Annotated in this window: 21 protein-coding genes and 1 pseudogene; 12 read left to right on the top strand and 10 right to left on the bottom strand. The window is 47.1% G+C overall.

The genetic code is table 11. The features are described 5' to 3' along the window. Positions 1-35: 35 nt before the first annotated feature. Positions 36-1,622, bottom strand: coding sequence for a B12-binding domain-containing radical SAM protein (locus NC997_RS01380; RefSeq protein WP_190412360.1), 1,587 nt, complete (start codon positions 1,620-1,622; stop codon positions 36-38). A gap of 97 nt (positions 1,623-1,719) precedes the next feature. Beyond that, on the bottom strand, positions 1,720-2,415 hold the full coding sequence (locus tag NC997_RS01375) for an aldehyde oxygenase (deformylating) (protein ID WP_190528748.1): 696 nt from the start codon (positions 2,413-2,415) through the stop codon (positions 1,720-1,722). 140 nt (positions 2,416-2,555) lie between these two features. Here NC997_RS01375 and NC997_RS01370 point away from each other — a divergent pair, with 140 nt between their 5' ends. Then, positions 2,556-3,401 (top strand): carbohydrate ABC transporter permease, encoded by an 846-nt coding sequence (locus NC997_RS01370; RefSeq protein WP_190528746.1) that lies wholly within the window; start codon positions 2,556-2,558, stop codon positions 3,399-3,401. Between the two features lie 91 nt (positions 3,402-3,492). Then, entirely contained in the window at positions 3,493-3,756 is a 264-nt protein-coding gene (locus tag NC997_RS01365) for a transporter suffix domain-containing protein (RefSeq protein WP_190412357.1), read from the top strand. Positions 3,757-3,811: 55 nt separating this feature from the next. Here the strand turns inward: NC997_RS01365 and NC997_RS01360 are convergent, their stop codons facing one another. Then, positions 3,812-4,849, bottom strand: coding sequence for a hypothetical protein (locus NC997_RS01360; RefSeq protein WP_190528744.1), 1,038 nt, complete (start codon positions 4,847-4,849; stop codon positions 3,812-3,814). A gap of 121 nt (positions 4,850-4,970) precedes the next feature. Between NC997_RS01360 and NC997_RS01355 the strand changes: the two are divergent. Next, positions 4,971-5,063: pseudogene (locus tag NC997_RS01355) on the top strand (DUF433 domain-containing protein); the annotation flags it as partial. 95 nt (positions 5,064-5,158) lie between these two features. Here NC997_RS01355 and NC997_RS01350 read toward each other — a convergent pair. The 4 genes from NC997_RS01350 to NC997_RS01335 all read right to left on the bottom strand — a co-directional run bounded on the left by NC997_RS01350 (position 5,159) and on the right by NC997_RS01335 (position 7,932). Then, positions 5,159-5,674 (bottom strand): DUF4278 domain-containing protein, encoded by a 516-nt coding sequence (locus NC997_RS01350; protein ID WP_190528742.1) that lies wholly within the window; start codon positions 5,672-5,674, stop codon positions 5,159-5,161. 354 nt (positions 5,675-6,028) lie between these two features. Next, entirely contained in the window at positions 6,029-6,991 is a 963-nt protein-coding gene (locus tag NC997_RS01345; protein WP_190430697.1) for an alpha/beta hydrolase, read from the bottom strand. Between the two features lie 119 nt (positions 6,992-7,110). Further along, the gene (locus tag NC997_RS01340) at positions 7,111-7,614 is read right to left on the bottom strand and encodes a DUF4112 domain-containing protein (protein ID WP_190412352.1); all 504 of its coding nucleotides are present in this window, start codon (positions 7,612-7,614) and stop codon (positions 7,111-7,113) included. A 120-nt stretch (positions 7,615-7,734) separates the two neighbouring features. Next, complete coding sequence (locus NC997_RS01335; protein ID WP_190528739.1) at positions 7,735-7,932, bottom strand: hypothetical protein; 198 nt, start codon at positions 7,930-7,932, stop codon at positions 7,735-7,737. A gap of 333 nt (positions 7,933-8,265) precedes the next feature. On the opposite strand from NC997_RS01335, the gene NC997_RS01330 reads away from it, so the two are divergent. The 4 genes from NC997_RS01330 to NC997_RS01315 all read left to right on the top strand — a co-directional run bounded on the left by NC997_RS01330 (position 8,266) and on the right by NC997_RS01315 (position 10,775). Next, positions 8,266-8,457 (top strand): hypothetical protein, encoded by a 192-nt coding sequence (locus NC997_RS01330; RefSeq protein WP_190412350.1) that lies wholly within the window; start codon positions 8,266-8,268, stop codon positions 8,455-8,457. Positions 8,458-8,721: 264 nt separating this feature from the next. Further along, the gene (locus tag NC997_RS01325; protein ID WP_190412349.1) at positions 8,722-9,237 is read left to right on the top strand and encodes an inorganic diphosphatase; all 516 of its coding nucleotides are present in this window, start codon (positions 8,722-8,724) and stop codon (positions 9,235-9,237) included. A 201-nt stretch (positions 9,238-9,438) separates the two neighbouring features. Further along, entirely contained in the window at positions 9,439-9,831 is a 393-nt protein-coding gene (panD, locus tag NC997_RS01320; protein ID WP_190412855.1) for an aspartate 1-decarboxylase, read from the top strand. Between the two features lie 8 nt (positions 9,832-9,839). Next, positions 9,840-10,775 (top strand): MBL fold metallo-hydrolase, encoded by a 936-nt coding sequence (locus NC997_RS01315; protein ID WP_190528737.1) that lies wholly within the window; start codon positions 9,840-9,842, stop codon positions 10,773-10,775. A 188-nt stretch (positions 10,776-10,963) separates the two neighbouring features. On the opposite strand, the gene NC997_RS01310 is transcribed toward NC997_RS01315, so the two are convergent. Beyond that, positions 10,964-12,037 (bottom strand): anthranilate phosphoribosyltransferase family protein, encoded by a 1,074-nt coding sequence (locus NC997_RS01310; RefSeq protein ID WP_190528735.1) that lies wholly within the window; start codon positions 12,035-12,037, stop codon positions 10,964-10,966. A gap of 80 nt (positions 12,038-12,117) precedes the next feature. Further along, positions 12,118-13,116, bottom strand: coding sequence for a LysR family transcriptional regulator (locus NC997_RS01305; RefSeq protein WP_190528733.1), 999 nt, complete (start codon positions 13,114-13,116; stop codon positions 12,118-12,120). Between the two features lie 251 nt (positions 13,117-13,367). On the opposite strand from NC997_RS01305, the gene NC997_RS01300 reads away from it, so the two are divergent. The 3 genes from NC997_RS01300 to NC997_RS01290 all read left to right on the top strand — a co-directional run bounded on the left by NC997_RS01300 (position 13,368) and on the right by NC997_RS01290 (position 16,618). Beyond that, a complete protein-coding gene (locus NC997_RS01300; RefSeq protein WP_190528731.1) occupies positions 13,368-14,327 on the top strand; it encodes a diguanylate cyclase in 960 nt (319 codons plus the stop codon). A gap of 105 nt (positions 14,328-14,432) precedes the next feature. Then, entirely contained in the window at positions 14,433-14,798 is a 366-nt protein-coding gene (locus tag NC997_RS01295; protein WP_190528729.1) for a response regulator, read from the top strand. Between the two features lie 2 nt (positions 14,799-14,800). After that, entirely contained in the window at positions 14,801-16,618 is a 1,818-nt protein-coding gene (locus NC997_RS01290) for an ATP-binding protein (RefSeq protein ID WP_190528726.1), read from the top strand. Between the two features lie 27 nt (positions 16,619-16,645). Here NC997_RS01290 and NC997_RS01285 read toward each other — a convergent pair whose 3' ends face one another. Then, positions 16,646-17,962 carry a HEAT repeat domain-containing protein gene (locus NC997_RS01285; protein ID WP_190528725.1) on the bottom strand — a complete coding sequence of 439 codons (1,317 nt, stop codon included), beginning with the start codon at positions 17,960-17,962 and terminating at the stop codon, positions 16,646-16,648. A 513-nt stretch (positions 17,963-18,475) separates the two neighbouring features. Between NC997_RS01285 and NC997_RS01280 the strand changes: the two genes are divergently transcribed. After that, positions 18,476-19,051 (top strand): hypothetical protein, encoded by a 576-nt coding sequence (locus NC997_RS01280; protein ID WP_190528724.1) that lies wholly within the window; start codon positions 18,476-18,478, stop codon positions 19,049-19,051. A 113-nt stretch (positions 19,052-19,164) separates the two neighbouring features. After that, complete coding sequence (locus NC997_RS01275) at positions 19,165-20,151, top strand: endonuclease/exonuclease/phosphatase family protein (RefSeq protein WP_190528723.1); 987 nt, start codon at positions 19,165-19,167, stop codon at positions 20,149-20,151. The last annotated feature ends 1 nt before the right edge of the window (position 20,152 follow it).

The raw sequence follows: 20,152 nt of genomic DNA, 5'->3' as shown, positions 1-20,152 counted from the left end.
TGTTTTCTTGCCTTCTAGCGAGCGGAAAGCTCGGATCAGACATTTACAAGCGCGGGTTTTTGTTCGGTTGAGGCTGGCGTAGCGATCGGATCGTAGCCGAGCTGTTGGGTAATCCGTTCTCTGGCTAAAAGGCGGTACTCCCAAAAATGCTCTCCAGCGGCACATAAGCCAAGATACATATTTAGGAATTGAGGCTTTTGGCGTAAAATCAGCCAAAGCTGTCGCCAAAATTGACCGCGAATTTCAGGTCGCCGAATGCCCTGATGCCAAATTAACTGGGCGACTAGCCGCAGTCCTTTGCCAGCGGGGAAGTACATATTTTGCGTTCTTCCTGGCGGTGGAACGATGTTGAGGCATTGATTAAAACAGCGTCTGAGATAGTTCTGGGGTTCGTACATTGTCCAGAAGCCTTCTACATACTCTCTGGCAATGTCTGCTAGAGGTCGGCTGGGCGTAAAATTCATCAAGGAATTCTGATCGCCAACTTCGGTGATGCCAACTCCTTCTAATAAACGCTGCTCTTTTTGGAGCCGAGTCCACAAAGCCGTATTCGGCAAGGCCTGCAAAATGCCGAGCATGGGTTGAGGAATACTGGTTTCTTCGACAAAGGCTTGAATGCGATCGCCAGCACCCGCGCGTTCTCCATCGAAGCCGAGAATAAATCCTGCATAAATTAGCATTCCGGCTTCGTTGATCTTGCGACACGCTTCTAAAAGCGGGTTGCGGGTATTTTGAAGCTTTCGAGTGACTTGCAGGCTGTCTTGATCTGGGGTTTCAATACCGAGAAAGACGGCGTAAAAACCGGCTTTTTTCATCAACTGTAGTAGTTCATCATCCTCTGCTAAATTAACAGAGGCTTCCGTCATGAAGGTGAAGGGATAGTTGTGTTCCTGCATCCAAGGAATCAATTCTCGTAGCAAGCGCTTGACGTTGCGCTGATTGCCAATAAAATTGTCATCGACGATGAATAGGGAACCCCGCCAGCCTAAGTCATAGAGGCTTTGCAACTCTGCCAACACTTGAGCCGGTTCTTTGGTACGCGGTTTGCGACCGTAGAGGCTGATAATGTCGCAGAATTCGCAGTTAAACGGGCAACCGCGAGAAAACTGAATTGCCATCATCAAGTAGGCATCTCGCTTCAGTAAATCAAAGCGAGGAAGGGGACTTAGGGTGACATCCGGCTTTTCGATGGAGCGAAAAACACCTTTTTCTTGACCCTGAGCGATCGCTTGCAGAAAGTCCGGTACTGTTAATTCCCCTTCATCCAAAATTAGATAATGTGCTCCAGAGGCGAGAGCGTCTTCAGGAACGGACGTTGGATAAGGCCCTCCAACTGCCACTTTTTTTCCTAACTCGACAGCCTTTTTGATCAGGAAGTGAAAATCTTCTCGTTGTGCCAGCATTGCCGATAGAACAACGATGTCGCACCACTCCCAATCGGCCTCCGTCTCAGTCTTCACATTGCGGTCATAAAACTTAATTTCCCAATCTTTTGGCAACAGTGCTGCAACTGTAATAATTCCCAAAGGAGGGATCACTGCTTTGAGTCCAGCGATTTCCATAAAACGGTCATATGACCAGAAAGACTGGGGAAAAGTGGGGGAGAGTAAAAGCGCCTTCATTGACTCCGTCCTCAAATAGATGACTTGGTTTCAGGCAATTCCCCACTCTTACTCTGCACTACCTGACTTGACATCCCCCACAAGTTATACTAGGCAACTATGCAGCGGCAAGCCCGTAGGCTGACATCCGCATGATATCGCGGGTAGTAAAGCCAATATTGCTCAGCGCTTCGCCGTATTGAATCATGAAGTCTTCAACTAAAGATTCTTTGTCCATTCCCAGAATACTGGCATCCTTTTCGACTTCGTTGAGCATCCGCCAGACGATGGGAAGGTTCTGACGATTAGCTGCTTCAAATTCTGCTTTGGATTCCTCGAAATGGTTTTTCAGCCAAACTTCGCCGTAGTTGAGATGGCTGTATTCATCTTTAACAACACCCTCAGTAATTTTACGGGCGAAGTCATCAGCAACGGGGATATAGATGTTGTAAGCAGCGATCGCAAAGCATTCGATAATTAATGCTTGAATCAGCAAACAGGTCACAATCCCGCCTTCTGCTGCCGCATCTTGGAAATTTTGGTGCAGTCCGGAGAAGAACTTGCGAGCAAATTCTATATCTGGCGTCACTTCGAGATTCCGCCCGCAGGCTTCAAATCCTTTCTTGTGACGACTCTCCATTTTGGATAAACGGATCAACTGCTCCTTATCTTCTGGTAGCAATTCTGCTAACTTGATGTAATTCTCATGAGCCTCTTGTTCGCCTTCAATCACAATCGCATTGATGCGGCTGTAAGCGTCCTTGTAGGTTTCACTGTGGAAGTCAATTTCTTGGCTGGTTTCAAGCGACGGCATAAATCTCCTGTCTGCTCCTCACGAATAGGTCGATCCTAGACCGACCTAAATTTCTGTGGAATAGTAACGTAACTTAATCTAATAATTGTACTGTACCTATCCTGGAGCCAAACGGGATCAGTCAATTTAAGTAAGTATTCATGCCTAAGAAAAATCCACAGGGTCGATTGTCAGTCACTCAGCTTTCCCAGTTTGCAATCCCGCTGTTGCTGTTGCTGGGCGCTTGTGTCGTGCTACTACCGCTTGGCATCGTCTTCCTTACCTCTTTTGACGAAGTGGGTGCGACACCTGGAGGAAGCTTCTTTCCATCTCACCCCGGCTTTGCCAATTACCGCGAAGCTTGGAGGCGCGGTAACTTTTTATTAGCGTTTGCCAATTCAACCCTAGTGGCGCTAGCTGTAACTGGGTTTCAGACGATCACCGCTGCACTCGCCGGTTATGCGTTGGCGCGGCTGAAGTTTGAGGGGCGTCAGGCAATTCTGCTGATTGTTTTGGCTACGCTGGTAATTCCCTTTCAACTGTTGGTAATTCCAATTTTTTTGGTTTTAAAGTGGGGACACTTGATCAACACTTACTGGGCGCTGATTTTACCTACGGCGGCGAATGGATTTGGGATTTTTCTGTTGCGCCAGTATTTTCAAACCATTCCAGTGGAGTTGGAGGAAGCAGCGGCGCTGGATGGGGCAAACCGCCTACAAATTCTGTGGCGGGTGATGCTACCGTTGTCTCGTCCGGCATTGGTGACGCTGTTTCTATTCACCTTTATTGGGGAATGGAACGATTTGTTTAAGCCCCTGATTTTTACAACGCGACCGGAATTGAGGACGGTGCAGCTAGCGTTGGCAGAGTTTCAGGAGCAATTTACAAATAATTGGCCTTTGCTGATGGCGGCTGTTGCGATCGCTACCGTACCTGTCGTGTTACTTTTTCTCGTCGGACAGCGTCAGTTCATTCGGGGGATTGCGGCGACGGGGATTAAGAATTAATCTGACGCTTGCAGGGGATGTCTTCTATATCCCTACAAGATATTGTGCATATATCCTGTCAATCTTGTTACAGTTTGTCACAATCAGGAATATGCAGAAACTCGGTATATTTTTAATTGTTTTCTCTTTCCTGCCTTGGGTGGCAATCCTCTTAGTGGTGCCCTTGCTACCGCTAGCGATCGCCCAAAAAGCCCTAATAGTTCCGATTCTTGCGGTTGTGGGAGAAATTGCCTTTTGGGTGGGTTTAGTGCTAGTCGGAAAAGAAGCCGCAACCAAATATCGGGCTTACTTAAATCCGGGCGCAATTTGGAGGAAAGTTAAAAAATTGATCCGCCCCAAGAAAAGATCGAATTGACCTATCTTGGGATATTTCTGGAGAAACGCGATTAATCGCCTCTGAAGAGAGCGTTTTAGGCGTTATCTGCGATGACTTTGAGGCGAATCGTGCGATCGCCTTCATCATCCAAACTCACCTCCACAACTTCACCCGCAAGGCGTTCCAAACAAGAAAGGAGCGATCGCAAATGAGGGCTACTTGCACCAGTATCTACATACAGCCTATCGGTCAGACTGCCCAGCCGCTTCCAGGTCATGTAAAATTTGGCAATCGTCTGTTCCAGTTGCGCCGCCTGCTTCACCATATCGGCGGCGGTATTTAGACAACCCAGACGCAAAGCTTCCTCTAATGCCATTTCCACGTCAATAGAGGTGCGCTCAATTGCCTGGACTTGGGCGGCGGCGTCTAGGTATTTAGATAAATTCCGGGCATCCGATGTTACCTGTTTAACCGTATCGACATCCGGGTTCCCGGCGACTTCCTCTTTCAGGGCGCTGATGTGAGATTCTGGTAATTTCTCCATTTCCCGCACCAGAGGAGACAGAAATCGAGGGGGAAGAGAACCCGCGGCTGCCTTTTCCTTGACTTCATCAGGTAGCAATTCTGAATTCATCGCTGTCCATTCGTCGGAGAGTTGCCGCACTTCGCGCCTGGTAATGCGATCGCCTTTATTTGCCGCATCTGTCACCAGTTGTTGGATTTCTGGAGAAGCCTTAGAGGTTTCGATGAAGGCGCGTTTGCTGAAGCTACGAATCGCATCCGGGTCAAGATGTCCCTCCTCTAAGAGGGTATCAGCACTATTTGCCAGTTGAATTAAGGAATATGCCTGACTTTTACTGATTTCCCGTTCTTTCAGCCAATTGAGAAATCCGGTACCGCGTCCGTCACCGCCTTGTTTCTCTCGATCGCGCACGATTCGCAAAATCCGCCCCCGCCAGATTTCTGTCTGCAAGTCGAAGCGATCGCACACCAGCCAAGCATTGTCTACCAGCTTCTGAAACTCAAACTCTGGAATCTGCTCATCCTCTGGATTGGGCAGATCGAAATTTAGATCGACTGGGTTCTGAAGGGCAGCAGCCAGTTCGCTGGGAGATTCGGGTGATTGCACCATTAGTAGCGCTCTATGGGGGTCGATCGCCTTATTATGACACAACCCGTAGCCGCAGACTCTCTAGCACAAAAGCGCGATCGCTGCAACGTTAAAATATAAGCCAAGTCTTACAGAGGTAAATATGTCAACTATCACCGACATCGGGACATTAATTGTGCGTACTCCAGAAACCTGTGGAGGTCGTCCGCGAATTGCAGCGAGGAGAGTTTCTGTTTAAGCAATCGCCCTAATCCAACCAGAGCAACAGCATATTTTAAGTGCAGGTTGCTTGCAGCAAAATTCGCTCAATTGCTACCGTTGCATCTGTGGCTAAGATTCTGGCGTTTGTTTTGATTCTTCAACCGGAGGTGTAGGGGAAGCTTGAGAAATCACGGTAGCGCCTCGATATTTTAATCCCGATGTCGGTTGAGACACCGGCATATTTTCTGTTTTGCGGACTTTACAAACCTGACCCCGGTATTTTCCTGTAACTTCAACTTCTGCTACTTCAACAGTTGAAGAGGTGGATTCGTAGTTAATCCCGCGATAGCTGAGTTGAGTCTTGTCGTCTTCCTGAAATTCAGGTTGAGGCTCAATCTTAGGCTCAGATTGCGTGTCAAATTGAGCATCGACTACAGGCTGACATTGCTGCAAAAGTCGTCTTGCGCTTAGCAGTACGACCAATAGCAGCAATACCTGAATTTGCCAAGGCGCTACAACCAAACTTACAAATAAACCAACAAGAGAAATTGCGGCGGCGAGATAGGAAATTTCGTCAGCAGAATTTTGAAGGATATAAACAGCTAGCAAGGTAATCGCTAGCGGCATGATGAAAGACAAGGACATATTTATCACTTCTGAAGTTACCTCTGAAACTAGAGTGCGAAGTGTATTTAAAAATATAAGCGAATTATTACTAATCAGCCTACTACTGGTGGATTAATTTGGCTCATCCTTTTGGTTGAACAGTTGAATCCTAAATCGGTCGTATTTAAGAACTGGCTGAGGTTCCAAGCAGAGAAGAAACTATCATAACTGGCGGGAAAGCGATCGCAACCTAACAATACGGCGACACATCTCTCTCATCGCTTGCCTTTGGCGACGGCGCGGACTTTGTTTATATAAGCTAGTAGGTGCGGGATCTCCCTGCACCTAGTGGAGTTTGGAATTAAATGGACAACACTTAGGGTAACTTTACTGCTAAAAACGATACAAAGATTCTGAATTTAGAAAATCTGTATCGCGCATAAACTCAAGAATCTCGGACGCGATCGCATCTGCGTGACTTCCCGCCGCATCATGACCGCAGTCGGGGATAATCTTAAACTTAGAGCTGGGCATACAGGCATGAAGTTTTTTGCCATCAGCAACTGGGAACCATTGATCTTGATCGCCCCAAAGAATTAGAGTCGGACAGGCGATCGCACTCAGGTTATCTTGGACGTTACGAATTAAATTCGGTTCATTCTTTACCAAACGCTGAATTTCTTGCGCTGCGTGTTGTAAATCCTCGGCAGTTTTTGTCAAAGCATTCGGAAATTCGACATACGGATAAGTAATCCAGTAAACTTCTTCGGGTGTAATTCGTGTCCAATCCACTACAACTTCCCGACGCCCGAAGGCTACAATTTGCCACAGTAGCGGTGCAAATAGTTGAGTCACGCGCAAGTGATCCGCTATCTTAACTAAATCTAACGGCAAATCTGCTAATAACTGCATCCCCCAAAATGGCAATCGTTTGAGGAAAATCGGTACATTAATTACAACTAATCGATCGAACAAATCTGGATGCGCTTGGGCGGTGGCGAGGGTCACTAATGCCCCCAAAGATAGGGCTACCACAACAGCCGGTTCATCGCATAACGCTCGCACGATCTGCTCTAGTTCGAGCGATTGATGACCGAGTATTTCCGGGTGTGATGGCATCTCGGAAAAACCGTGTCCTTTCGCATCGAAACAGATAACGCGAAAATGTTGTGACAATGGCTCAATCGCGTAACGCCAATTGTAGCTCCAGCTCGCCATTCCATGCACTAAAAATAGCGGTTTACCTGTACCTTTTTCGCCATAAGCAATTTTTACAGGATTCCCGTTAGCATCAGAAATGGTTATCGTTTGACGCCCGTTTGGAAATGTGGCTTCCCACCAGTCTTTCTTACTCATCTGTTGTACAATTCCCTTGAGAATCGAATTCAAGGGTTAGCCAATAAACTTTGCTTGCAAGGAATTAAAAATATCAGATTGGAAAGGAGAAACGAATTAAAGTTTTTAATTTTTAATTTTTATTTAGTTATCGTTTGCCACAGCAGATTCAGGATAAAAAGACTGAAAGCAGCAATGCAAATCACAAAGAGCATCAACCCACCCAACAGCAGAATGATAAACCACCAATCTGCCTTTTGACTCTGCCGAGGAGAAGCGAGATGAGCTTCTAGAAGCATCATGTTTTTAGCATTCGCTTTCCAGGTAGCGTCAAAGAAATCCCCCAACACCGGCACAGTGCCAACTAAAGTCTCAAAAATAATATTTAGCACCATCCGCACCAAAGCTTCGCGCGGTAGTCCCAGCAGCGCTGCCTCCAGCACGATATAGCCTGACAAGGCACTTCCTAGTATATCTCCGCCTCCAGGGAGCAGTCCAAGTAGAGGATCGATGCCCACGCGGTAGGAAGTTCCCGGAATCGCGATCGCATTATCCAGAATATAAGTAAGCGATCGCAGGCGCTTAATTCTAGCTGACTTGGCGTCCGTCGATCTTATAGGAGGCTTGGGAGGAGGCTGAGACATCAGAATCGATAATGGGGTAGTGAGTAGCGGATAGGGAAAAAATCGTTACCACCTACTACTGACGGACAAGGAACAAAGCTTCGTCTTGCTATTGGAACGTCTTGCTGTTGGCATTAGTGTTCAACACCTCAAACCCATCCCTTCTGGAGGTGTGGAAGACATTTCTTGCTCCATATCCGTTAGCGTTGTCAGCGTTGAGCTAGGAGTCGCAACTTGTTCGATTTGAGTCAACAGGGTTTGCGCTTGTGTCTCTCCCTGATCAGCCAGTTGCTCTAGGTAGAGCTTGAGTTCGTCGGCAAGGGCAGTGGGAAGGTACATGGCTACCACTCCATCTTCCGGTGTGAGCTTCTTTTATGCATCATAGCTTCGTCGGGCACTAGAATTCAGCCCCGATTCTTGCAAGTTAACAACTTGCAAGTTAAATGTTTAAACTAACCTAAAATTTCTCCTCCTTTTAAGCTTCAATCTTCTATTCCCAAAGACGGTTGACATCTATCAGTGTGTTTGATAGCACCTATCTATAGGTTGAGATTGTTTAATAGACGACAGACAGCTTAGAAGAACTCGCTAGAATTAAGAACAGAGGAGGTTCAAAATTTCCCCTCTTTTCACTGTTTCATTTGATCGTGTTGAGTTTGCAATTATCTTTTTATGGAATTAAGTAGCCAGTCCTCTAACTCTTCTGACCAACCTCCTCCGCAAAGGTGGGCAGAGTTACTAGGAACTGCAATTGCTTTGTTGACCTTGACCTTACCTGTGTTTGCGATCGCTCACTACTCTCCAAGCGGCGCTCAAAGCTTGCAGCAGCAAACCAGCTATTCAATCCCGATACCCGAAGACTGACCTTCAAGATACAACAAATGGATATCGCGTAATCCTGGAATCTGGGTAAACAGAAGATTCTGTGTTGACCTTCTTCCCGTAGAATGCTCACAAGGGCTATCTGAAAGGATGAAGGATGAAGGAGGAATATTCTGATTCCTCCTTCAACAACGGGTGCGATTCGTAGCGGCTGTAAAGTAACTACGTTAAGCCTCTACAGCCTTCAAACTGAACATCAGGGCACCCCCAATACTTTGTGTTGCTTGGAGAAACTGGAGAAACGTTTTGGATTTAACACGCATTCCTGCTCAACCCAAACCAGGTCTCATTAACGTTCTGGTTGAAATTACCGCTGGTAGCAAAAATAAGTACGAGTACGATAAGGACTTACAAGCCTTTGCCCTAGATCGGGTGCTTTATTCTTCGGTGCAGTACCCCTATGACTACGGCTTCGTACCCAACACCCTAGCAGATGATGGCGATCCCCTGGATGGCATGGTGTTAATGGAAGAGCCAACATTTCCAGGGTGTGTTATTCAAGCGCGACCTATCGGAATGTTAGAGATGATTGACGGGGGAGATCGGGACGAAAAAATTCTGTGCGTTCCCGACAAAGATCCGCGCTATGCCCAAGTCAAATCTCTCAAAGACCTTGCGCCACACCGACTAGACGAAATCGCAGAATTTTTCAAGACCTACAAGAACTTAGAGAAAAAGGTCACAGAAATTCTGGGTTGGCAAGATGTCGATAAAGTGATGCCGCTGGTGGAACAATGTATTAAAGCTGGCAGCAAAGGGTAGGTCTACGAGCGCTAGGTGAGCGAACTAGGAAAAAATTGAGGGATGAAGTGGTTTGAGAACGTTAGAATCAGCTTTAGCTGAGAAAACTTTTCATGCGCCGAACCCTAGTGCTGATAGATACAACATGAGGAAAGTGCAGGCATAGCAGGAGAAGCAATCAGCGCCTTGCACTTTCTCAATGGTGTTAATTACCTTTCTTGTATGCAGCGATCGCTTCTTCTATCAAAAATTCATAGTTGCACGCTTACTAGGGCAAATCTTGACTATGTAGGGAGTATCAGTATTGATAGAACCCTGTTGGATGCCGCAGGTATACTACCTTATGAACAGGTACAAGTCGTGAATGTCTCGAATGGAGAGCGCTTGATTACTTATGCAATCGCGGCACCGGCAAATTCAGGGGCAGTCGAACTCAATGGTGCGGCGGCTCGTTTGGGCATGAAGGGCGATCGCTTAATCATCATGACCTACGGGCAATTTAGCCCAGAAGAACTGAAAACTTATCAACCTAAAGTTGTCCTCGTAGACGGACAAAATCGGTTAATAGAAGTCCGCCGCTACGACGATCTGCTAAGCGTGCAGCTAACTTCTTGAGCGAATATATGTCTTCAAAAGAACCAGCGGCACCAAATCCTCAAATCTCCAATCCCACAGCAAGTCAGTCAACCCAAGCTGACGCAGAGTTTGTGGTGCAGTTTTGGGGTGTGCGGGGCAAAATTGCCGCCGCTGGCAAGGAGACGCTTCGCTACGGCGGCAATACTCCCTGTGTGGAAATGCGGGTAGGCTCCAAACGATTAATTTTTGATGGCGGCACCGGCTTGCGGTTACTGGGTAATCAATTACTGCGTCAAATGCCGGTGGAAGCTTACGTATTCTTTACCGACTCCCAAAGCGATCGCATTCAAGGCGTTCCTTTTTTCGTTCCTGCCTTTATTAAGGGCAATTGTTTTCATATTTATGGGGCAGCAGGATCTGATGGAGCATCGATTCAACAAAGTCTCAGCGACCAGATGACGCCTCCGAATTTTCCAGTCCCTATACAGGTGATGCAATCAGAACTACAGTTCTACGATCTAACTCCCGGCGAGACGCTCGCGGTAGACGATATCACGATTGAAACCTGTTTAACCAACAATTCCCTGCGGACAATAGGCTACCGAGTTACCTGGCAGGGACACACGGCTGTTTACGCTACGGGTGCAGACAACGATCCGAATGCCCTTGATGAAAATCTGCTGCACTTAGCCCGTGAAGCCGATTTACTCATTTGCAATGCGACTTCCCCGGAACTAGACCAAGGTTTGGGGGCAAACGGTGAGTCTTCTCATGCAGGTGACTTTGCGATTCAACCCTGCGAAAATCCCTTCTGGCAAACCTGCGTTAAAGCCGCTGATGCGGCTAACGTCAAAAAATTGGTGATGTTTAGCTACGAACCAGACTACAGCGATGACTTTCTCGACCAAGTAGAAGGACAAATCCAGTCGGCGTTTCCGAATGGATTACTCGCCCGTGAAGGAATGATTTTAGCCGTTGAGTAATCGGTCATGAGAGTGTAGAGTTTTGAGCCACAAAAGAGTTCTCTAATTCAAAATTCAAAACTTTTTTCTGGTAATCAGAGTTTTTATCCCTCTTTTGTTACTTTAGGAAAAGAGGAATGAGTGAAAAAAGAGTTCTTAAATTCAAAACTCAAAACTCAAAACTCAAAACTATTTTCCTAATCCTCCTTCTACCGACTGCTGAAGACTGAAGAACTTAAAGAAGAAATCACCTGACTAATATCCTGTAGTTTCTGGGCAACTTGACCGCTACCCAATAAAGTTTCTGCCTGAGTTAAACCGGATGATAAATCTGGGGCGAGACCGCAATGCCACAGGTAAAAACCACCGTTCCAGATGGCTGCTTGCATAAGTTCGCTCTTGTTACCTTGCAGCACTGCTTGCATTTCTTGTACCAATTCAGTTGCGGAGTCTAGGGCGACTTCCTTTCCCTCAAAGCCGTAGTCACGGGGATGAAGCAGGAGGCGTTGCGGAGACGAACCGGGTTGCCAAGTTCCAATAATCGCCGTGCGATCGCGCGGTAAATCGCAGCTACCTTCTAATCCTTTCACCGCTGTGAAATACTGGGGGTTGCCTCGCAATGCCGAAGAGTCTTGAAACATCCCTTCCGTGGGAGGATGGACAAACCCCGCCACAACGTGAGCTTCCCCTGCATAGGGACACCACATTAACTCCATCGTTGCAAGGGGTGGACGTTTGCCAATTTGGTCGCGGTAGGGAACCAGTCCTGCCGCTTGGGGGAAATGCTTGGGCAAATAAACAAATCCGAGTTGGGTTGCCTCAAACACCTGCTGGACGACAGGGAGGGATAACTCAGCCCAATTGACACCCAACGCCTGCCAAATCTCAATCAGTGGCAAGCCTTCCTTGGTAGGCATCCGGTCGCCCCCGTGCATCACCACCGCCTGTCCAGCGGTTGCCAAGATTAAAGCTGTCAGTGGCGTTATGGGTGCCGTGCGCGATCGCCCATCGTAGGGCGTCCCCAGAACGATAACCGGGCGTTCTGAGCCGATGGGTTGCAGTTTTGGCCCTAGTGCGTCGTAGGCGTCTAGCATCCCTGCCAATTCTTCGCCGGTGGGACGCTTAATCCGATGGGCGATCATAAATGCTCCAATCTGCGCTGGTGTTGCTTCCTGTAGGAGCATCATCCGTGTCGCTTCCTCAGCTTCGGAGCGACTTATATTTTCGCCCGTATGGACGCCACTACCCACTTTTCGCAGAATTTCCCTGAACTCATTACTCATAGTATTTTGTCGTAGTCAATCGTTATCAGTTTTTGCGAATGGCTAATTCCCAAAAGATTTTTTGCAATAGCCATTAACCATTAGTTAACAGGTATAGAAGCATCCGAACAGATTATTGTGTTGCCCATCGCTCCTGCAAATTGCATCGGGACTAACTCGCGTACCATCTGGCAAAAGTGCTGAATGGGGGGAATCAGCAAGCGATCGCGCGTTGTTACCATCACTACCTGACGAGACAAGCTGGGATCTGCCAGCGAGTCGGCTAAGTTTGGCGTCCCTGGCGCGGGTGTGGAATCAATGACTCGAATCGCCAGCGTTGCATCCTGGCGCGCATCTACCAAAGCTGACTGGGGCAAAAGGGCAATCAATTCTCCTTGCCGCACGACACCGCGAAAGGCATCAAGCGTATTTAACTCCATCACCGCCTGAAGATTAGCGCCTTGCCGCAAAAATCGCTCTTGTACCAAGCGTTGCATCCCGTACCCATCCTTAAATACCACTTGCGGGTAGTGAACGAGTTCTGACCAGGGCACCTGTTGGTACTTAGTCAGAGGATGATTTGCCGCCATCAAGATTTCGATGCGTTCATTGTATAAGACATCGACCACCATATCCGGGCTAGCCGTTAAAAAGCGGTTATTCATCACGATCGCGACATCAACCATTCCGTCTCGCAAGACTTTGAGAGCGCGATCGCTTCCAAGCGAAGTTACCCGCAGCTGCACCGCCGGGTAATCTCGGCAAAACTGCTGCAACACGGACGGCAAGTATTGGGCGCAAACCGAGTGAATCGCCGCTACACAGAGTTCGGGTTGCTTTCCTGCCAACAAGTCTGCTAATTCTTGCGTGGCTTGTTGCCACTCTTGACAAATTTTGCGGGCGCGGGGCAAAAAGCGTTCGCCTCCGACTGTTAGCTTTGCCTGAGCCGTGCGATGAAACAGGGAAATACCGAGATCCGTTTCCAGAGACTGGATTTGCCTGCTAATAGTGGACTGAGTGAACCCACACTTTCGCGCCGCTTGCTGAAAACTGCCGGTTTCAGCAACTGCTAGAAAGGCTTGCAACTGCTCTAGTCGCATGATATGTAGCCTAAATTACATTTAAAGCCGATGAAATGAATTTAGCGGATTTGCTTAACTGTTTTGGTAGGGCTTGATACAGCAGCTTAGTCAGGGTGGCACAAGCGGGTCTTACCATAGCATGAACGGGAAAACCCTTGGAAATAAATACGATATACGCCAATCGTATACTCAGCGAAGCGATCGCCTACGGCATCGCATCAAAATGAGTGATGAAAAAGATACCCCTTAGCAGTCTCTGATGAATCAGCATGAAGAAACAAACCTCGCTCCTAGTCGCCAGCCGAAACCACCACAACTTGCAACTGATCGCACAACTTTTGATTCAGGAAGGATATCCAATCCTCACCGCTGACAGCTTGGAGGAGTTTGAGCAAGCTTTGAGACATTCTGCACAAATCAGTCTCGCTATCGTAGATATCTCTAGTCTAGACAGTCGGATTTGCGAATGGCTGCGGCACGAGGCAATCCCCATTCTGATGCTTTCTAACCAGTCTGGCTCAACGGACTGGCAGTTTACACTGATCGCTGGTGCTGCCGATCATCGGATCAAACCCATCGGTAAAACAGAACTACTGACGCGAGTTAGTTCGATTTTGAAACACAGAGCTAAATTTGAGCTTGAGAAAGCCCGCGACAACCGGCTATTAAAAGCGGCACCCGATTTACAGAAGTCTAACCCAAAGGTAGATGACCTAGTTTTTAGAGACGCGCTGACAGGAATTGCGAATCGCCATCATTTTGAAGAAATTTTAGAACGGGAATGGAGACGTGCAGCAAGAGAGGCAAGGTTTCTGTCGTTGATTATGATTAATCTTGATTTTTTTAAAGATTTTAAGGATACCTACGGACTTCAGCGAGGCGATTATTGTCTGAGAGAAGTTGCAAAAGCTTTAAGTGCTGCTGTGAAAAGATGTGGAGACGTTGTCGCCCGATATGGGGGTGAAGAATTTGTGACACTTCTCCCCGATACCAATCGCTCTGGGGCGATTGTCGTGGCAGAGGCAATGCGTTTAAATGTGGCAGATGTAAACATTTCCTACGTGAATTCTCCGATTGGCGACCGAGTAACTATCAGTTTAGGGGTTGCCACGTTAATTCCTGAGAGAAATTCCACCCCACAAGCCTTGATTGCTGAGGCGCAAAAGATGCTATCTGTAGCAAAAGAGGAAGGAAGCGATCGCTTCAAAATTTATCCGATTTCAGGCTAACCGCAAGATCCAAATAACTGAATATTGAGCCATTGTGAGCCATATCACGGCACTTATGACTGAATTACGATAGCACTAGAGAGAACCCAAAACAAAGGGGGAAATTTGAAGGAGCGACCGTTTATTTTGGCGGCAGAGCGAAACCCGTGCTACCTGGAACTTGTGGCTCAATTCCTCGGCAAAGAAGGGGATTGTGTCAAAAGTGCTAACCTTTTAGAGGCACTCGATCTAGCCCTATGCCAGTCAAAAGCAATCGGTTTGGCGCTGGTGGACATAGACGGTTTTTACCGGCGTGTTTGGAAATGCTGCGAACGAATTCGGGATCGGCAAATACCCTTTCTACTACTCTTGCCTAAGCAAAGTGTCGCGATTGAGCAGCAAAACCTAGCTCACGGAATGCAAAGTACATTAGTTAAACCGCTAGTCGTCAAAAAGTTCCTAGTGATCGTTCGCAGTCTACTAAGAGATTAAGTATGAGCCGGATTTTGTTGCTTGTAGAGCAAAAAGAAAACCGCCGCCTGCTCTCAGAGTGGCTTGCTGGGGATCACGAAGTATTGCTACCTGACGAAAAAGAGACGGGGAGCCGAGGAGCTAAGGAGCAGGAACACAACAGAGAAATTTTACTCAATCCTCAGTCCTGTAGAAATGGGATAAATTGGCGTCTTCTCAGTTCTCAGCCGGAACGGGGTTTCCCCACCCTGGCTGCGCTGCTCAGCACTCAGCACGGGCAGGGTACTGTTCTACCCTTACCGCTTAGCCCTCAGTCTTTAATCCTGAACACAGCTTTTGACCTATGCGTCTTAGATAGCGTGGCTCTAAAGCAGTTTTGGGAAGAGGTGCAAGCTAGAAAAGCCACTGAATTACCAGTTTTTCTGCCATTTTTGTTGATCGTTCCTCGTCAGGATGTGGGGTTGATGACTCGACACCCGTGGAAGAGTGTTGATGAGTTAGTCACAATCCCCATCGAGAAGATGGAGTTGCAGACGCGGGTGAAGATGTTGTTGCGGACGCGACAACTCTCGTGGGATCTCAAACAGCGCAATGCTGAGTTAAAGGAGACAAATGAGCGATCGCAACAGGAAATAGTCAAGCATCAGCAAGCAGAAGCCCAACTCCGACAAAGCGAAGAAAAATTCCGGCAATTTCTAGAAGCAGCACCAGACGCGATCGCGATTGTTGGCGCAAGCGATCGCATCGTTCTCGTTAACACTCAAATTGAGAAAATGTTTGGCTATGAGCGCGATGAATTGCTTGGCAATACTCTGGAGATGTTGCTACCCGATTACATCCGGCGCGTACACGATCGAGAACGCACTGATTCCTGTTGTGAACCTCAAGTCCCACCGATGGGAGTGGGGTTTGAGCTATTTGCCCGACGCAAGGATGGCACTGAGTTCCCCGTAGATGTCAGCCTCAGCCACATCGAAACCCCGCAAGGATTTCTCGTTACTAGCATTATTCGCAACATCACCGTTCGCAAGCAAGCAGAAGAAGAAATTCACAAGGCGTTGGAACAAGAGCGACAATTGGGTGAATTGAAATCTCGCTTTGTGTCAATGGTTTCCCACGAATTTCGCAATCCGCTGACCTCAATTTCTCTTTCTGCCCATATGTTAGAACATTGCTCTAATGAATGGTCTCAGGAGAAAAAAAGCAAATATTTGCTGCGGATTAAAGACATCGTTAGAAATATGACCGACCTGTTAGAAGATGTGCTTTTAATCGGCAGAGCAGATGCCGGAAAATCAGAATTTAATCCAGTCCCCCTCGATCTAACAGAATTCTGCCGCAATTTGGTAGAAGAAATCCAACTGAGTGCTAGCAATCAGCACGAGATAAATTTTGTCAGTAATCAAACGCCATTCAAACTTGAAAATTTCAATACTGATAATTACTCTCTTCAAGGTTCTAATCTGGAATGTTTGACCGTCACTGAAAACGAATTTGAGACAATCGTTTCTATAGATGAAAAATTGCTGCGACAAATCTTGAATAATTTGTTATCAAATGCAATTAAATATTCCCCCCAAGGCGGCATTGTTCAGTTTGAATTGAATTGCCAGCATGGTGAGGCAACTTTTCAAATTCGAGATGAAGGGATTGGCATTCCTCCAGCAGATTTAGCGCGACTCTTTGAAACATTTCATCGAGCCAAAAATGTTGGCAAAATTCCTGGAACTGGCTTAGGGCTGGCGATTGTAAAAAGGTGCGTAGAAATACACGGAGGCAAGATAGCGGTGGATAGCCAAGTTGGGTTAGGAACAACTTTTACCGTAACGCTTCCGTGTTAATAGTGAATAGCTAATAGCGAGTGGCTATTAACTATTCACTGTCCATTCTTTTAAAGCGATCGCTACCCCTTCTTTTAATTCTGGGGTGATATTTTCGGTGGTAGCGAGTTGCTGTAATTGCTGGTAAGCAATGGGAAATTTTTTGAGAGCAGCGATCGCGTGCAGTTTTACCCCTGCATCAGGATCTGCTAACAGTTCAATTAACTGGTTGATCGCAATGGCATCTCCTAACTGTCCCCATGCCATTGCCACCGCTTGTTTAACCTTGGGATCTTGAGCAGTTGAGCTTTCTGATTCAAGTGCTGTCAGCAGGATTTTAGCAGATGTTGGGACTAATTTTGGAGAATCCACTCGCCCCAAAACGGTGACAATTTCCTGCCATAGCACCGGAGACTCAATAGAAAGAGCTTGTTGCAAATACTCCAAGGCGGCTGCTGTTTGGGGGAGCGATCGCACGATGTCTACTTGCAAGCTAAGCGGTGTATTCGGGGATGAGAGTACCTGAAACAAGGCAGCGGCGGCTTCATCTGTTCCCAGTCGTCCTAATGCGATCGCACTATGCTGACAAACTTCCAAATTAAAGTCAAATAGCAGGGGTTGTAGCTGAGTTACTAGATTCAATTGTTCTAGCAAATCAGAGCGCATCCCCAAGCCAATTACCGCTTCTTTTCTCACTTGTGCGGCGGGATCTTGCAAGGCATCCATCAATACTGGTGGAATCCGGCTGTCGTGAAAGCTACCCAGTGCTTCAATCGCAGCGGCTCGAATCGCAGATTGGGGATCTTGAACCACGTTCAGGAGAGGCGCAATCGTTTCCGAACGGCGGATCTGAGCAAGCGATCGCACGGCTAACAGCCGTGTCTCTGACTCTGCTAATAGTTCGCTCAAAGCCTCTACAGCCGGAGATCCGATATTCGCTAAAGCAGCCGCTGCTGACACGGTGAGTTCTTCCTCCTCAGATGTTTTCAGCAGCTCTACTAAGGCGGTGATGACAGCAGGATTGTCAAATTCGCCCAGGATGCGACCCGCAAACCAGCGCTCCTCCAAGTCGGCGTCTTCGTCTTTCAGGATCGAAATCAAAGGGGCGATCGCGCCTTTCCCTAGTTTGGGTAACACCTTCGCCACTTCCCACCGTTCCTGAAAATCCCCTGCGTCAAGTACATCTAAAGCCAGATTCAGTAATTGCTCTAAGTAAAGCGAGTTAGAATCTTCTCCTGTTAACGGCTCTCCCTGCCTTCCCTCTTCTTTGTTAAGTGGCAGTTGCTGCAAGCATTGGTTTAGCAATGACCAGTTTTTTTGCTGTGCGGCAACAGTAGCCTGCTCTAAAATACTTATTAACATCATTTAAATCACTTTTACTCAATTTTAACCCGACACCCTTGACCCACACTAACTAACTTTGTTTCCTGGCTTGTTTTCTAAACGTAGACGGCTTTAAGCTTCACAAGCCAGTTTACCGACCTAGGTGGCGATACTAAATTTGCTGATAAATCAGTATAGAGGCTGTGCGTGCTTTATTTTGAATAATAGAAACTTTTCTCAATCAACTCTTACCCCAGATTAAAATGTAAAGCAAGCATTGATTTAATGCATTAAGTTCATTTTTAAATGCTCCTATTACTTAAAAAATAAATTCCAGCTTTTACCTCTATAGCCGTCCTATTTGAGTTGTAAGATTCCAACGGTTCAGATTCCTGAGCTTTAGGAAAAGTTGGGAATCTCGCATTTTGGAGCTATTTAAAATTACTATAGTTTTATGAAATTTCTACCCCTCTTTACAATCAATATGGCAATAAATTTTTTCTCGTTCGCAGCGCCTCAAAGTCGGCAACTCAACATTTCGGACGAGACAAACTGATGCTAAACACGATAGAAATGCGCTGGTTTTATCCCAGCAAAATCCCCATAGAGATTGAACGCTGGTTCAATCAAGATAGCCTCGGTGGACAGATAAAGTCACCAGAAGACCGAGAAGATTGGTATTTATACTTACCTAACAGTGATTACCTAGGTATCAAACTGCGGCAAGGAAAGCTGGAAATCAAGTGGCGTCAAGCCGAATTAAAAGTGCTGCGTTTTGGGGATTTGGTAGAGGGGAAAGCAGGGAAATGGGCGAAGTGGACTTGTGAAGATCCCATCTCAAAATGCTTTATTCCCGCAGAGGTGGTGGGAAAAGAGTCGTGGCTGAGTGTGAAGAAGAAGCGATCGCAGCGTGTTTACCAAGATTGTACTGTTGAACTCACTCAGCTACAGATTAATGGCAAGGATTGGTGGAGTCTAGCTTTTGAAGCGACAGGCGAGGATGACAAGTCGATGGATAATCTTCAAGCGGTAGCCAGCCAAGTATTTCAAACTTATCGCGGAGCGGGATTGCGATCGCAGGATTCTTATGCCTATCCCCAGTGGCTTTGCTCAGCAATTATACATAAGTAATATCACTTAGCTCTAGCGACTTCTACCAAGCTTCCAGACTTTCACCTCCGCAAATTTCCGGAACCGTTCTAAGCCATCTGGAAGTACCTGAACAGCACTTCGAGGCGTAATCTATGTCAACCAAACTACGCATCGTCACATTCAACCTAGAGAACCTGGACGACAAGCCTGGAGAAACGCCCACACTGGATGAGCGCATCGCCGTGATGCGTCCTCAACTGGTTAGGCTGAATGCCGATATTTTATGCCTCCAAGAAGCTAACGGACAAGAGCAACCGGGACAACCTCGACGGCTGCTGGCTTTGAAGAAACTTTTAGAAGGAACGCCCTACACAAACTATCAACAAGTATCCACAACGATAGCGAACGGGGAGCAAGTCTTTGATGAGCGCAACTTGGTAATTCTCAGTCGCTTCGAGATTATCGAATACCAGCAATACAAGCACAAATTCGCCCCTGCCCCTTTCTACCAAAAGGTGACAGCAAACCCACCTGAAACAGAAGCAGAAAAAATCACCTGGGAACGCCCCATCCTGCACGCCAAGGTTCAACTACCTGACAATCAAGTTCTCAACGTCATTAATGTCCACCTAAAATCTAAACTACCAGCGGACATTCTCGGACAGAAGATAAACAACTCCACCTGGAAGACTGCTTCTGGCTGGGCTGAAGGTTTCTTCGTTGCTTCCATGAAGCGAGTTGGACAAGCTTTGGAAACGCGGATACTGATAGATCAATTGTTCGATGCCAATGAGGACGCCCTCATCGTCGTTTGTGGCGATTTCAATGCCGAAGTTGATGAAGTGCCTCTGGAAGCGATTCGCGGAGATGTAGAGAATACTGGCAATGGCAAGCTAATCAAGCGTGTTATGGTGCCCTGCGAACGAAGCATACCTGAGCCTGCCCGGTTCTCCTTGTTACATCGTGGCAAAGGCAGGATGTTAGACCATGTGCTGGTATCTCGGATGCTGCTGGCACACTACAAAGGTTCGGAAATTCACAACGAATTGCTGCACGACGAGTCAATTGCTTTTGCCACAGATAAGCAGTTTCCAGAATCAGATCACGCACCAGTTATTGCAGAATTTGAGTTGCCCTAAC

It is taken from the genome of Trichocoleus sp. DQ-A2 (assembly GCF_039961915.1).
In the GTDB taxonomy this organism is placed as follows: domain Bacteria; phylum Cyanobacteriota; class Cyanobacteriia; order Cyanobacteriales; family FACHB-T130; genus FACHB-T130.
This window is presented reverse-complemented; position numbering and strand designations above follow the sequence as displayed.